Source organism: Emticicia sp. MM (assembly GCF_001649495.1).
Genome location: NZ_LXHX01000113.1, coordinates 139,939 through 153,480, shown reverse-complemented (window position 1 = coordinate 153,480; position 13,542 = coordinate 139,939). Strand labels below are relative to the sequence as shown.

The window sequence follows — 13,542 nt, the reverse complement described above, 5'->3', positions numbered from 1 at the left end:
GGCACAGGCAAAAACATTCAAATTCAGAATGTAGCCATGATTTTGGATTTTATCAATAATTTGGTAAAAACAGGCAAAACCCACCTCAAAGCCTTAGAAACTGAAATTGTTAATTTCACTATTTAACCACTCAAAGAAAGCCCGATTTTCGAGTTGGGCTTTCTTCAAATCAATCTTTAAAACTTAAAATTTAATTCAATGGAATCTTTAGAATGGGATATTATAGAAAAACCGATTTTTGCCAATAACAAGCAAGTAATAGGCTATAAAGGCATTTTTCGCAACGATAATGGGCAATTATTAAACATTGCTAAAACCAGTTACACCCCCACACACAACGAAAAGTTTGTGGAAGTAACGGAGAAACTACATAGTATTACAGGTTTTCCAATTGAAAATTATTATGATGTAGATGGAGGAAAAAAGGTTTTGGCATTTCTCAAATGTACCGACATGATGGAGGTTTGCGGGCATGAGTTTAAAGACTACCTAATGATTGGAAATAGTTTCGATGGTTCAACGGGCTTTTTTATCGGAAATAGTAATATTATGGTCAGATGTTCAAACCGCTTTTCAAGAAATTTTCGTCAACTTCAAGTAAATCATACTAAAAATAATAGTCTTCGCATTGATGGATTGGTTCAATACTTTGATATGTTTATGAAGCAACGTAAGCAACTTTTTGACAAAATGGAGCAACTTTCGTGGGTAAAAGTTGATGATTCCATCAAAGATGCGTTAGTTGAGCGATTAACCCGAATGAATGATGAAGAAAAACTTGGTAATGAAGTATCGACCCGAAAAAGAAACATTATATCAAATATTAATGCTTCGATTGATAGAGAATGTGCAGATTTAGGTGATAATGCTTTTGGGTTATTTAACGGCATAACGCACTACACAACCCACATAAAGAACTCGAAAAATGCCATCTTTGGCAATCCGTTTGGTTCAGCAAACGAACTCAATCAAACCGCTTTTAAGTTTTGTACGGAGTTGATAAATGCCTAAAAATTAGGGTTGCAGGTAAAACGCTTACAACCCTAATTTTGAAATTTTATGTACTTTTTTGCCCAAATGGCAAGGCTTCGACTTGTCCAAAAAATTTTGGGCTTCGCCCAATCCTTATTAGAAATTGTAAGGAGAAATAGCCATTCAAAGGTAAAAAAAGTATATTTGCCCAAAATAAAACCTCTTTTTGTGAAGGCATTAATCAAAATACAAGACAAATTTTTCAAAACAGTTTTTTCTCGAAGAGAGATTGCCACCGAATTATTCCAGAAAACCTTGCCTGATTCAATTCAGAAGACACTTGATTTTGAAAAAATTGATTTAGTACCAGGCTCATTTGTAAACGCAAAACTGAAAGAACACTTTGCTGATTTGGTCTATCGTTGCCCAATCATTGGTGCAGGCGAAGTACACATTGTACTACTTTTAGAGCATAAAAGCTATCAAGAAGAGTATCCGCACTTTCAGTTATTGCAGTACTTATTGGAGCTTTGGAATCAGAATAAAAAGCAAAAAGAAAAGCCAGTTTTTATATTACCAATAGTTTTTTATCACGGCAAAACCACTTGGCATTACCAACGAATGCAAGATTATTTTGAGAATATTCCACATCCGTTCATGCGGTATTTGCCCACATTTGACTATGATTTGATAGACCTTTCGCAAATGGAAGACCATCAAATTGAAAGTTTTAGCAATAGTTTTTTAGCAATTTCAACGTTCCTTTTGAAGTACCGCCACCTGCAAAACTATATCAAGGCAAAAGAAAAACAATTCGTCAAATTGATGCGAAATGTAGATATTCAGCAAGATGAAGAACTTGTCGAAAGTATTTTTCTTTATGTAGAAGGAACAAATAACTTGCCACAAAACGAATTATTTTATATTTTTGAAAGTATTTCCAACAGTTCAAAAGTTAAAGCAATGAGTACATTAGAACGAGTGTTAAAAAACCAAAAAGATGAAACCAACTATGAAGCAATCAAAAATTTGCTCAAAGAAGGTTTAGTTACTGACATTGAAAAATTGCGTAGTGTTTTGAAAGTTTCTAAAAGAAAAATGGAAGGCTTTTTAAAGAAAATGGAATCTGAATAAATTCAAGATTGGCATCGAGATGAAGCCATTTTGAAGTTATTAGAATATCCTTTTCATGGAATTTTTACTTTCTTTTTTGAGAAAAATCTAATAAATCAATAAAAGCAATGAGTACATTAGAAAGGATGTTAGACGAAAATAATTATGAAATAATTAAGAATTTGATAAAACAAGGATTGGTAACAGACACCGAGAAGTTGCGTAATGCTTTTAATCTTTCCAAAAGAAAAATGGGAAGTTTTTTGAAAAAAATGGATGCAGAATAATTTTAAAAAATAGGCTACCCAATTAAGAAATAGCCTATTTTCAAGGATAAAACGTAAGTTTCTTACAAATCCTTCAATAAACCTACGTTTTCTACCAAATCTTTCTCCAAAAGGCCTAACAAATATTGCTGTTTCGATTTTCCTTTCATTTTAGAAATAATTTCCAATTTGTAAATCAGCTTGACCGAGGTAATTTTTAGTTCAATCCGCCATACCTTTTCATTCATTTCAATAGCTTTTTCTTTCCCCTTTGTTACTTTCTTTTCTGATTTATCGGCTATTTTTGGGGATTCCACAACAAGGTTTTCATTTTCAAGAACGTCAACGGGTTTTTCATACATTTTACCAATATTCCTACCCAAACGTTCACGCATGAGTTGCTGCTTTTCTTCCATTGTCATTGGCTTATTTTGTTGATTTTCCATATCAGAGTGCAATCTTAAATTTCTCAATAAATTCTTTAAAAAAGGGTTCAAACTTCTCTTTACCGCCCTTTTTATCAAAAATAGACGTGTAAGAATCTTTGATTACAAATACTTCGAGCATTGATAAAGGTGTTTCAAAAAATGGTATATCCTCGTTTTGTTTCATTAGTTCAAGCACTTCTTTATCGTTGTTAGTCGAACGGGATTGATTCAAAAAAGCATAGAAATAAAAGTCAAGGTCTAAATCAGTTCGTTGTTTTTCAATTTCTTTGATTACTGGCAAAAACTGAAACATCGAATCCGTTGAAAAACTACTACTTTGGGTCGGAATCAAGATGCTATCGCAAGGAGCAAAAATATTGATAGCATCTTTGATAATATCGTCTTTATTGGTTAAACGTGGAGCATCAATGAATATAAAATCGACCAAATCCCGATGTTCCTGTACGAGTTCGTGCAAAGTGTCGGTTTCTTCAACGCTAATGATTTCGTAGGGAAATACAAAATCTTCATCTTTTTTTGCAAAATCTGCCACTCTGGTCATGGCAATAGTTGCTTGCAAATCGGCATCAATCACCAAAACCTTTTTTTGATAAGTACCACCCAAAATGTTTGCAAGTAGAGCCGTAATTGTTGTTTTGCCGACCCCACCTTTTTGGTTCGCCACAGAGATAATTCTTGCTGTTGGCGTTCCGTCTGATAGTTGCGTGCCATCGGGTTTTGTTTGTGTTGTCATTTTTTTATTTGTTTAGATAGTTTCTGTATTTTACGATTTCCGTAATTCTGTGTTTTATAATTTCTGTGCTTCTGTATTTATGTATTTCTCAATTTCTGTATTTTACGATTTCCGTAATTCTGTATTTTATGATTTCTATGTTTCTGTACTTTTGTGTTTCTGTAATTCTGTATTTTACGATTTCTATATTTCTGTACTTTCGTGTTTCTGTAATTCTGTACTTTCGTGTTTCTGTAATTCTGGACTTTACGATTTCTGTGTTTTCGTATTTCTATAATTCCGTATTTTCGTAATTATCTATTTACCAATTTTCGTATTTCTGTTGCAAATATATAGTTTCATTTTTAACATATATTTATATTTAATGAAAATAATATAAAATAAATTCCGTTAATTATGGGTAGAAAGGGTTTAGCAAGAAGGGGGAGTTTAGCATAGCTAAATCGTTGATAATCAGAGAATTATCAAAACTCAATTACCCTAAGAAAATATAATCATTTGATTATCAGCAAATTAACCTATCAAAAAGTACCCTTTTTGTAATAAAACATGGAAAATGAAGTCAGACTGGCCAAAATAACGATTGATGAACGTGTCATTAAGGAGGTAAAAGAAACCGTTGATAATTTGAACAAAATTAATGCGGAATCAATCCTACCAACGCTTTCTGAAAAAGACAAAACACATCTAAAAACTAAGTTTGTGAATGGGAAATTGACAAACCAAGTCCAAAAATTGACCATGAAAATGTTTACTGAAGGTGCTTTAAACTATTTCACCAAACACAAAATAGACCCACGCTTTTTTGATGATTCTGACAGTTTAGCCAATCAAGTTGTTCGTTTACGTAATCAGATTTTCTCTTTTTTACAGGTGCAAGAACGCCAATATTTGATTCCGTTGAACACCAACTTGGCCGAGTTGAAACTAAAAGATGCAGTTCAATTAATGAATGAAAACAAGTATTCAACCCGACAAATTTTGGCTTATTTGGTCTCGTTTACCAACCTATATTTTGAGACGTTGGACATGGAAAAAGCGGAAATAGAGCAACTAAAATCAAGGCTTGATTTATTTTATCAAGCCACTTTAAGGCAATTGGAAGAGCAACCCTAAGTACTCATGTATTCAAAAATAATTAATCCAATCAAGCACGGAAACATTAGCTACAACAATAAAAGTAGTGCTGCAAGATTGGGAAATTATCTCAACAAAGAGCCATCATCAAAACAAGAAAAAGGCATTTTCTTTAACGCTCAGGGGGATTTCGATAAAAAACAGGTAGTTGAGAGCATTGATAATAACGTAAAAGGACTGACCCAAAAAGACGATAAATTTCATTCTTTAGTCATTGCTCCATCGGCAAAAGAGTTAGAACACATTGGTAATGACCATTTAAAATTAAAGGCGTTTACCATTGCTTGCATGGAAAAATATGCCGCTAATTTTAATTTTAATTCAGGTAAGAAATTATCAGAAAAAGACTTGATTTGGTACGCCACCATACACCAAAACCGTGCATTCAAAGGAACTGATTTAGAAGTTTTGAATGGGAAAAAGAAATCGGGCGATTTGAAAGAAGGTTTACAAACGCATATTCACGTAGTAGTTTCAGCACGAGATATTGAGCAAAAAATTACACTCAATCCTAATACATCAAACAGAAATCGCTTCCGAATGACGGCTTGGTTTGACGCAAACCAGCGGCAGTTTAACCAACAATTTGATTTCAAACCAGACCCAAAAGAAATTAGTCCACCAAAAGACAAAACCGCTTATTTTATTCTCTGGACTGAAAAGAAATTGCAGCAATTAGAAAAGATGGGCATCAATGATAAGCAAATTTCTGAAATCAGAGATATTGCCAAAGCGAAAAATAACAGCACCGATTTTCGTAGAAATCTGGTCGAAATTGTAAAAGATGTGAGAGCAAAAAGTAAAAACCAATCGCCCAAAGACACATTGATTTTGCCCGAGCAAATCAAATCTTTGAACAATACGGCATCGTTCAAAAGTAAGCCTGAGCTTGAGTTATCGCCACCTACTAAATCTTTTTTGGGTGAATTTAAGTCTTTTCAGCACTTCTTTGCCACCATCGCCACCGAAGATTTTAATCAAAATCAAGGTAAGGTTCCGAAAAAGAAACGAAATCGAAAGAAAGGCTTATCTCCAAATAACAACAATCAAGATATTTCGATATAGAAATATTTTCAATTTGATAATATAATTATGAAAAACGAAAAATCAATATACTGGTCAATGGCAATAATGTTGTTGTGCTTCGTCTATGGCGAGGCATTTATCAGGTATTTTATAGAACTCAAGTCCATGCCATTTGCACTAAGCACTCGATTTGTTTTGTACTACAATTACTATGGAGTTTGGGTTAGATTTATTGGTTTTTCTATCCTTTGGGTCTTTTTTTATACGAGTCGAAAGCAATCATTGGCCGAAAAATACGCTGTAACTCCGAAAAAGACACTCACGAAACCATATACTAACTATTTGATTATTGCCTACATTTTTTGTGGCGTTGTGGGTTTGTTTTCCATTTATTTACCTTCTTCCTTACTTACAATTTTAGTTTATTTAGCTATTTTCATACTTGCATATCTGTTTTCTTACTTTCCAGTTAAGGAAATTGACATCGTTCAAACTGACCGAAAAAGGAATGAAACCAAATATTCTCTGCATTTAAAAGGAGAAAATAGCAAGTGGGTAAATATTACCAATCCATTTCGTGGAATTTTGGTCATTGGCTCAAATGGTGGTGGGAAAACGGTTTCAACGGCTGAACCTTTTATTGAACAATTTGCCCAGAAAAATTATACAGGAATTATCTACGATTATAAATTTCCGACGCTATCTGAGATTGCCTATCTGCATTTCTCGACCAAAAGGGAAGTCGATGCTGGTGAACTACAACCCACTTTTTACGTGGTCAGTTTTTCCGATATTAGTAAATCACATCGTTTCAATCCCCTAAATCCTAACTATCTGAAAAGTCAAATTTATGCCACCGAGTTTGCAAAAGCTTTGGTAGTAAATTTTAATACCGAATCGAATCAAAAATCAGATTTTTGGGTAAAATCTTCTACTGCCTTTTTGACTGCCATTATTTGGTTTCTGAAAAAACACCATCCACAACATTGTACTATTCCGCACTTGGTGAGTATCATTACTGGCTTTTCTTACCGAGATACAATGGCAATGCTGGAAACTGACGATGAATGTTCCAAAATTATTCGTTCGGTACTGACCGCTCGTGACGAAAGAGCGGGCAACCAATTATCGGGTGTTGTGAGTTCTTTACAAATTGACTTTGCCACTTTAAATGACCCAAATCTAACTTATGTGTTGTCGGGCGATGATTTTGATTTAAACATCAACGACCCCAAGCACCCAAAAGTCATTTGTATTGGCACAGATAACCATATTGCGGCGGCACTTTCACCCATTATTTCACTGATATTTTCGGTAGCACTCAAACAAATGAACGAGCAAAATAAACATCATTCGTTTTGTTTACTCGATGAAGCTGCACAAATCAATATTCCTCGATTATCGAATGTGCCAGCTACTTGCCGAAGTAATAGATTATCATTGGTTTTTATGGCTCAGAATTTAACCCAAATCGAAGATAAATATGGCAAACCCGAAGCAGAATCTTTACTGGCTAATTTAAACTACCAGTTTTTTACCCGAACAACCGTATATTCAACGGCAGAATATATCTCAAAAATGATGGGTGAAGCCAAATTGGTTACTAAAAGCGAAAATCAAAGTCATAGTTCAAAAGGTTTCAGTAACACTAACAATTCTATGGGAGATAATTTTTCAGAAATTGATAAACGTGCCGTGAAACCACAAGAGGTTTTGAACCTTCAAGCGGGCGAAATTGTAGGAATCAGAGCCATCGAACCCAGCGATTTGCAAGCAGGAACAATCATCCCAACTTTCAAGATGAAAGTCATTCGAGAAGTATTTACCACGATTGAAGGAATGAATGGAGCATACAGAAAAGATGGTTCTTTTCAGACAAATAGCAAACCAATACCGAGTTTTAATACACAATTTGACATCGAAAAATTGATGAATAAAATCACCGAAGATTGCAAAAAAATGCTCAATATTTCGTAAATTGACTACTCAAAAAAAACAAAATGGACACTTTTATAAAAATCTTAAAATTCATTCTCCGTACTTTATGGGCAGTATTCGTATTCTCGATAAAGACTTTTTTTACCATTGCAGGCATCATATTCCGAAATACTCAGAAATCGGAAAAAGGGTTTTACAAGGAGGTGGAAGAGAAGGGGCATTATACTGGGATGTATGATTGATAGTGGTATTGCATTTTATGCCACCAAGTATAAGAAATCACTTCATTACAGTCCCACTCACCAGCCGAACAAGGCTTTCCGTACATTTTTTTATTCTTTGCTGTATTTATGTTACAAATATACCTTTATGATTTAAAGACAAAATTGATTACTTCATTTCAAGGTTTTTCAACATCATAAATTTGTTTAATTTCATTATCCAAAAGTAACCTGTTGTACAATCTTATATCATCTAAAAATGTGAGACTTGAGGAGTTATTACAAGTTGATGAAAAAGAGCCAAATAGTATATCTTGATTATTGAAGATTGATAAATCCACTAACGGTAAACCAAAACCTAAATTATACTTCACTCCATCTACAAAAACATTAAAGATAGTAAATGATGAATTGGTTGGTTTACTCAAACAAACTACAATATGAGTCCATTTATTAAGAATAATTTTATTGTTTATTGGAATTTCTGCAAATACTCCATTTCTATTCAAAACAATATTTGTACTGTTCGTTAGTTGGCGAACACCGAGTGCAATTCCCGATATCTGCCCAAGAGTACAATTTGATAATCGAGAAAATAAATATTGCACACCTCCTGCTTCTGAGGTGTATGCGTTTCCTAAACCAGTTGTGGAAATTGGTTTTACCCAAACACTAAATGTCAAGTCGGTGTTCAAATTCAAACTTTCACTGGAAATAGCTTTAAATTTACTTACTTGGATAGAACCTAATGTACTGTTTCCAAATCGATTATTTCCATAAGTTACCGAGCCTATTCCAGTATTATCATTTCCACTGTAGTCATTTAAACTATAAAAACGATAATTTGCAATTAAACCATTGGTTGTTGGGCTAATGCAGTTTTTAATCTCAGCTTGAAAAACCTCATTTGAACCTGCTGAAAAGCCTGGTTTTAGCTCGATTGATTTTGCCGCAAAAAAAGATGTTAGGTCCGATACATTGTTTGCTCCAGATATTTTATCAGAAGCATAATGTCCTTTCCTGAAATTTGTTCCATTAGACAAAGAAGTAATGCCATTTGGGTTATTAATATTTGTAGGGCAATCATTATAATTTATTACTACCACCCCACTTGTAGTACCTACTCCACAGCGATTTGATACCGACTTAACAGTATAATTTTGTTTTGAAAAAAAATTTTCTTGTATATTTATAAAATCACTTGATGTTGTACTGTTGTAAAGTTTTGACATTTGAAAACTAATAGGCTTTGTACCAGTAAAATTAACTCTTGTTATTATATTACCAGAATTATAGTCATTAACTTCGTAAGTAGCATTAGTAATTGAAGCAGTAGGTAGTATACATGGCTTAACTAACACTTGTACCATGCCATTTACTAATCCAGAGCCGCAAGTGTTAGTTAAATCTGTTAAATAATAAAAACTATCAGATTGAGGCGAAACAGGTATAGAAATACTATTGGTTACAGCCGTTCCAGATGTTCCGTTATTCAAAGTATACTGAAACGGTGGAGTACCATAAAATGATAAATTTAGATTAACGGTTTCTCCTGAATAAATTGATGAACTTCCACTTATAAATCCTGATGGAAAATCACAGTTATACACATTGACTTGTGCTTGACCAGATTTTGTAACTTCACCACAAATATTTGTCGCAGAAGTTATAGTATATGTCGTATTTGCACTTGGTGAAACTTCAAGCAATACTTGATTGTCATTGGTTGAGCCAGACAAACCATTAGATAAAACATAATTAAAGGGTGATTGACCTACAAAATTGAGAGTTATAAACGTTTTTTCTCCCAACCTAATTTCTGAATTTCCAAGAATAGATGCACTTTGGGTAGAACCACATGGGTTTGTTACTTCAAATTGAGAAGTCTTTACAGCAGACCAATTATTATTTTTATCTTTTACCCTAATACTTAATGTATGCAACCCTAAAGTCATAGATGAAGTTTCAACATTAAAAGAAGAATCTATTCCAACTTTTAAATAATTTTGAAAGATAGTAGTTGCATTTCCGATGCCTGGGTCAGTATCAATGTAGTATTCCCCTACAACCAAATTATTGTTAAATCCTGATGGTGAAACAACAATTTCCTTTGTCATTTCTGCCGAATTTCCATTTTCGGCACCCAAGTATATGTATAATTCAAAGGTGGTTCTCTCGGTAACGGTTGGAACTGTATATTGCACACTTTGCAAGTTAGATGAGATTGCAGTAAGGTTGCCACTTTTTGAAATACCATTGATTGCCCAATAAAAGTGTACTTTTGTCCCATCAGCTAAAGTATCTCTCGGAAAACTAAAAGTTATATTTTGACCAGATTGATAAAATTCGGTCTTTCCAACAACAACTGAGGTTGGTATTTCATCATTGATATCATCATATAACTCATATTTGGCTCCCAAACTTTTATAATCTGTAACGTTTGGTAAAGATTCAATTGTGTTTGCTAAACGACCATTTGGAGCACCGCTTGTTACAGCCTTCTTAAAAAAATAAGCCAATGTAACAGTCTTTGAAAGAGACATCCTCGAAACCAATTCAGTTCCCCAAATATCGCCATTTTTAAACCCATCTGTCAACCAAGCAAGAAAGGGTTTTCCGTTGATATCAAATACAATACCTGCGGTAGTAATTGCTGTATTCACAAAACTTGGACTTAAAGCTTTATAAGTAATATTGCTATTTGGTCGATTGAAGGTTTTATATGGATATGCCGCACCTTGATCCAAAATTACTGAGTAAACCAATTTATAAAAATCACCAATGAATATTTTATCAGAAGGTGTATTTTGGGTAATTAACCTTGAATCAAATAGAAACTTAGTTATTTGAGCTTGCTGGTTTTTCTCATTGGAGCAGATTTCTTGAAAATTGGTAAAACCCAATTTTTTTGCGGCCAAGTAAACTGCCTCACATGCTTCACCCCATGTTATATTCTCATTTCTGTAATTTTTAAAATTGAATGAATTTATAGCCAAAGATTCATCTGCTCTACTTAAATTCCACCAGTTTACAAATCCTTCACTATTCGCTAACTGTGTTGTACGCTTGTCCCAAACATTTTCTATATCAATATTGGATTTACCATAATAATAAGGGTTTGAACAAAAAGTGCCATTTGAAATATTAAGTTTATTAGCTATTGGTAACGATGTATTGATAGACATATCAAAATCATCAATATATATTCCAGTTATCATATCAAGACTTGTTACCATATCAGGATTACTATAATTTTGTGAAGAACGATATTCGAAATTAACAGTCATCCAACATACACGCCCTTTCACAGACGCGGGAATATCCATGTAAAATATTTTGGAAGTACCCGCAACATGAGTAATCACGTCATTTGCTAAAATTACCGAAACAGTTTCATTGTTAGTTCCTCTGTATTCAAACGATACAGAAACCCCAAAAGAAGCTGATTGTATTCCATCTATCTTGAATTTTAAGTAATTATGGTTTGATGGCACCAAAAACATCTGATGTCTTAACTTAGTTTTTGGGTAAAAGTATGTTTTTAGGTTCTTTGAAATGCTATAAATAAACTCATTAGCGGGTTGATTTTTACCCAAAAATATTGGGAACCTTTTTTCGGTTTTCACATGTGGTTTATTGAGATAGTGATTCCCAAACCATGCCACTTCTCCATAATGAAAAGAACCATTAAAAATAGGATTCATTCCCCAATTTGATTGTCTTTCTAATATTCGGGCATCCATTTCTGCTATAGTCATTTTAGGAAAATATTGGTTTATATCATTCAGATGCTTACCTAATCTACTATTATAAAAGCCCAAGTTTTCCACATTTTTTCCTGATGCAAAATTATTAGCGGCTGAATACCAGTCATTTCCAATTCTTGAATTTACAGGATCAACAGTTCCAAAATACCAATGATGCACACCTGAATGAGCACCACCTGCTAAAGTACCAATGGCTTCGTTTAACTTAATATTTGTTGTATAATCTGGTGCTGAAAAACCGCTTGAAACCAATGAATTATTTAATCTAAAATTCCATTCCCCTAATCCATCAGCTAAAACACCATCAAAAGGTGCAATTTTAATTATTCTATCAACCTCCAGATTGATAATATTATCCACTAAAGTCGGAATATCGGTACTTAGCAAAGAAATAGCACCATTTGCTCCACCCTTCAATGTTGAAAGCTTGTCAAAAATGTTTTTCAGTCTATCAACTTCAAATTGTTGAAGCCCCCCCCACAATACATAATTGAAATCGTAATTACCAACTCTTTTCAACGTTTCTAAATCTCGTTGCAGACTTGTTCGAATCGAACCAATTTGTGATTTATCGAATCCGCTTTTTTGCTTACCAGGATTTGGGTCAATATTAACAACATCATAAATTGCAAGAATATCATCAATAACTTGTTTTGCTTTTTTTAAATTTTCATCTACCCAAAAGATTTCTTCATATTTACCATCCTCTCGATAATAATTTTCGGCTCTAATTACATTTTCAGGAAATTTTATTTTCACTGGACCATTTTGGCAAAGTGGTCGGATAGCCTCATTTTCTATGATACTCCATAAAACTCCGCCGACTCCAACATAACCACCAGTTACCGCATCTTTCCAAGGAATTTCGGTATAACAATTATTAGGCATACCATTCGTAGTGGTAGAATAAACACCAGGCAAAGATGCCAAAGGAGATTCTCCTGAAATAATGCTGGGCTTATCTGAGGTATCAAATTTAACATCTCCATATTTTGAGGCAGGATGAGGGTCTAAACTTGTAAAATGGTCTATTTTTACCGTTGGGAAATACTTACCAAACCTATGAATTGTTTGGAGTAACATTCCTACACCACGACTATGACCTATAAAATGGCTTTTTTTTGCCATCAATTCTGCATTCTGATACCAAATTTCAACTATACCTGTGGTTGGATTCATTACTTTAACTTCTGTTAACATAGAAAAGAGTCTATCTGCGGCAGCCTCTAATTCTCCATTTTCACTAAAAGTTGCTGTACCATTAGACGCAGACGCCCAATCATAAAAGAAAATTAATTCTTTAGTTCTATCTCCGTTTCCAAGCAATTGCCCATTAGTGCCTCGCATGATTTTCCATTCGCCAGTAATCCCATCATTGGTTAAAACAGTTGCTTCACCCCCTAATCTGTTGTATATTTTTCTGGCATGCTTTTCAAAATCAGAATTCATCCCGAGTTTACCCATGAGTTGAAAACCGTGAGTTAATACCGTAATACCATATTCGGGTGGAGTAGATGTAATTACAGAATTAGAAATATTACTCCAATTCGACGAAGAAATACTGACATCAGTTGCAGTATTTGCTGTGTATTTAGCACGAACCCTAAAATAATATTGAGTATTGGGTTTTAAATAAAAAGGGCTTTTAAATTCGTATGAATTAGCAGGATTCGATACAAAAAAATAGGAGCTATTATGGATTGTTTGATTTGTACCATTATCAATTTCTATTTCAAACCATACATATTCGGTGGTATTTAATGCTGAAAATGCCCCAGAGATATCACAATTCCACTTCATAGTGAATCGATTATTAGGCTCAATCGTGGCTGTTAAGCCCGTAGGAGTGGGTAACGAGACTTGTCCAAAAGTTTTAATACAAGCTAAAAAGTAGATAATATATAGTGCTTTTTTCATGTT

General features: G+C 33.8%; 10 protein-coding genes. 7 read left to right on the top strand and 3 right to left on the bottom strand.

The genetic code is table 11. The annotated features are described in order from the left end of the window. Positions 1 to 198: 198 nt before the first annotated feature. From A6M55_RS15595 to A6M55_RS17345, 3 genes are all read left to right on the top strand, one after another. Positions 199 to 1,011 (top strand): DUF932 domain-containing protein, encoded by an 813-nt coding sequence (locus A6M55_RS15595; protein WP_064198448.1) that lies wholly within the window; start codon positions 199 to 201, stop codon positions 1,009 to 1,011. A gap of 189 nt (positions 1,012 to 1,200) precedes the next feature. After that, positions 1,201 to 2,106, top strand: a complete 906-nt coding sequence (locus A6M55_RS15590) for an Rpn family recombination-promoting nuclease/putative transposase (RefSeq protein ID WP_197491720.1) — start codon at positions 1,201 to 1,203, stop codon at positions 2,104 to 2,106. A gap of 107 nt (positions 2,107 to 2,213) precedes the next feature. Beyond that, positions 2,214 to 2,372 (top strand): hypothetical protein, encoded by a 159-nt coding sequence (locus A6M55_RS17345; protein WP_156511087.1) that lies wholly within the window; start codon positions 2,214 to 2,216, stop codon positions 2,370 to 2,372. Positions 2,373 to 2,434: 62 nt separating this feature from the next. Here the strand turns inward: A6M55_RS17345 and A6M55_RS15585 are convergent, their stop codons facing one another. Continuing rightward, entirely contained in the window at positions 2,435 to 2,797 is a 363-nt protein-coding gene (locus A6M55_RS15585) for a hypothetical protein (protein ID WP_064198446.1), read from the bottom strand. 1 nt (position 2,798) lies between these two features. Beyond that, positions 2,799 to 3,533 (bottom strand): ParA family protein, encoded by a 735-nt coding sequence (locus tag A6M55_RS15580; protein WP_064198445.1) that lies wholly within the window; start codon positions 3,531 to 3,533, stop codon positions 2,799 to 2,801. Positions 3,534 to 4,082: 549 nt separating this feature from the next. Here A6M55_RS15580 and A6M55_RS15575 point away from each other — a divergent pair. Genes A6M55_RS15575 through A6M55_RS15560 form a run of 4 tightly spaced genes read left to right on the top strand, consistent with a single transcriptional unit; the run spans position 4,083 to position 7,872 of the window. Next, a complete protein-coding gene (locus tag A6M55_RS15575) occupies positions 4,083 to 4,649 on the top strand; it encodes a hypothetical protein (protein ID WP_064198444.1) in 567 nt (188 codons plus the stop codon). A gap of 6 nt (positions 4,650 to 4,655) precedes the next feature. Continuing rightward, the gene (locus A6M55_RS15570; RefSeq protein WP_064198443.1) at positions 4,656 to 5,735 is read left to right on the top strand and encodes a DUF5712 family protein; all 1,080 of its coding nucleotides are present in this window, start codon (positions 4,656 to 4,658) and stop codon (positions 5,733 to 5,735) included. 27 nt (positions 5,736 to 5,762) lie between these two features. After that, positions 5,763 to 7,673: a type IV secretory system conjugative DNA transfer family protein gene (locus A6M55_RS15565; RefSeq protein ID WP_082893056.1), complete on the top strand. Its 1,911-nt coding sequence runs from the start codon at positions 5,763 to 5,765 to the stop codon at positions 7,671 to 7,673. Between the two features lies 1 nt (position 7,674). Further along, a complete protein-coding gene (locus tag A6M55_RS15560) occupies positions 7,675 to 7,872 on the top strand; it encodes a hypothetical protein (RefSeq protein ID WP_156511086.1) in 198 nt (65 codons plus the stop codon). 162 nt (positions 7,873 to 8,034) lie between these two features. On the opposite strand, the gene A6M55_RS15555 is transcribed toward A6M55_RS15560, so the two are convergent. Then, positions 8,035 to 13,539, bottom strand: coding sequence for a LamG-like jellyroll fold domain-containing protein (locus A6M55_RS15555; RefSeq protein WP_064198440.1), 5,505 nt, complete (start codon positions 13,537 to 13,539; stop codon positions 8,035 to 8,037). Positions 13,540 to 13,542: the final 3 nt, after the last annotated feature.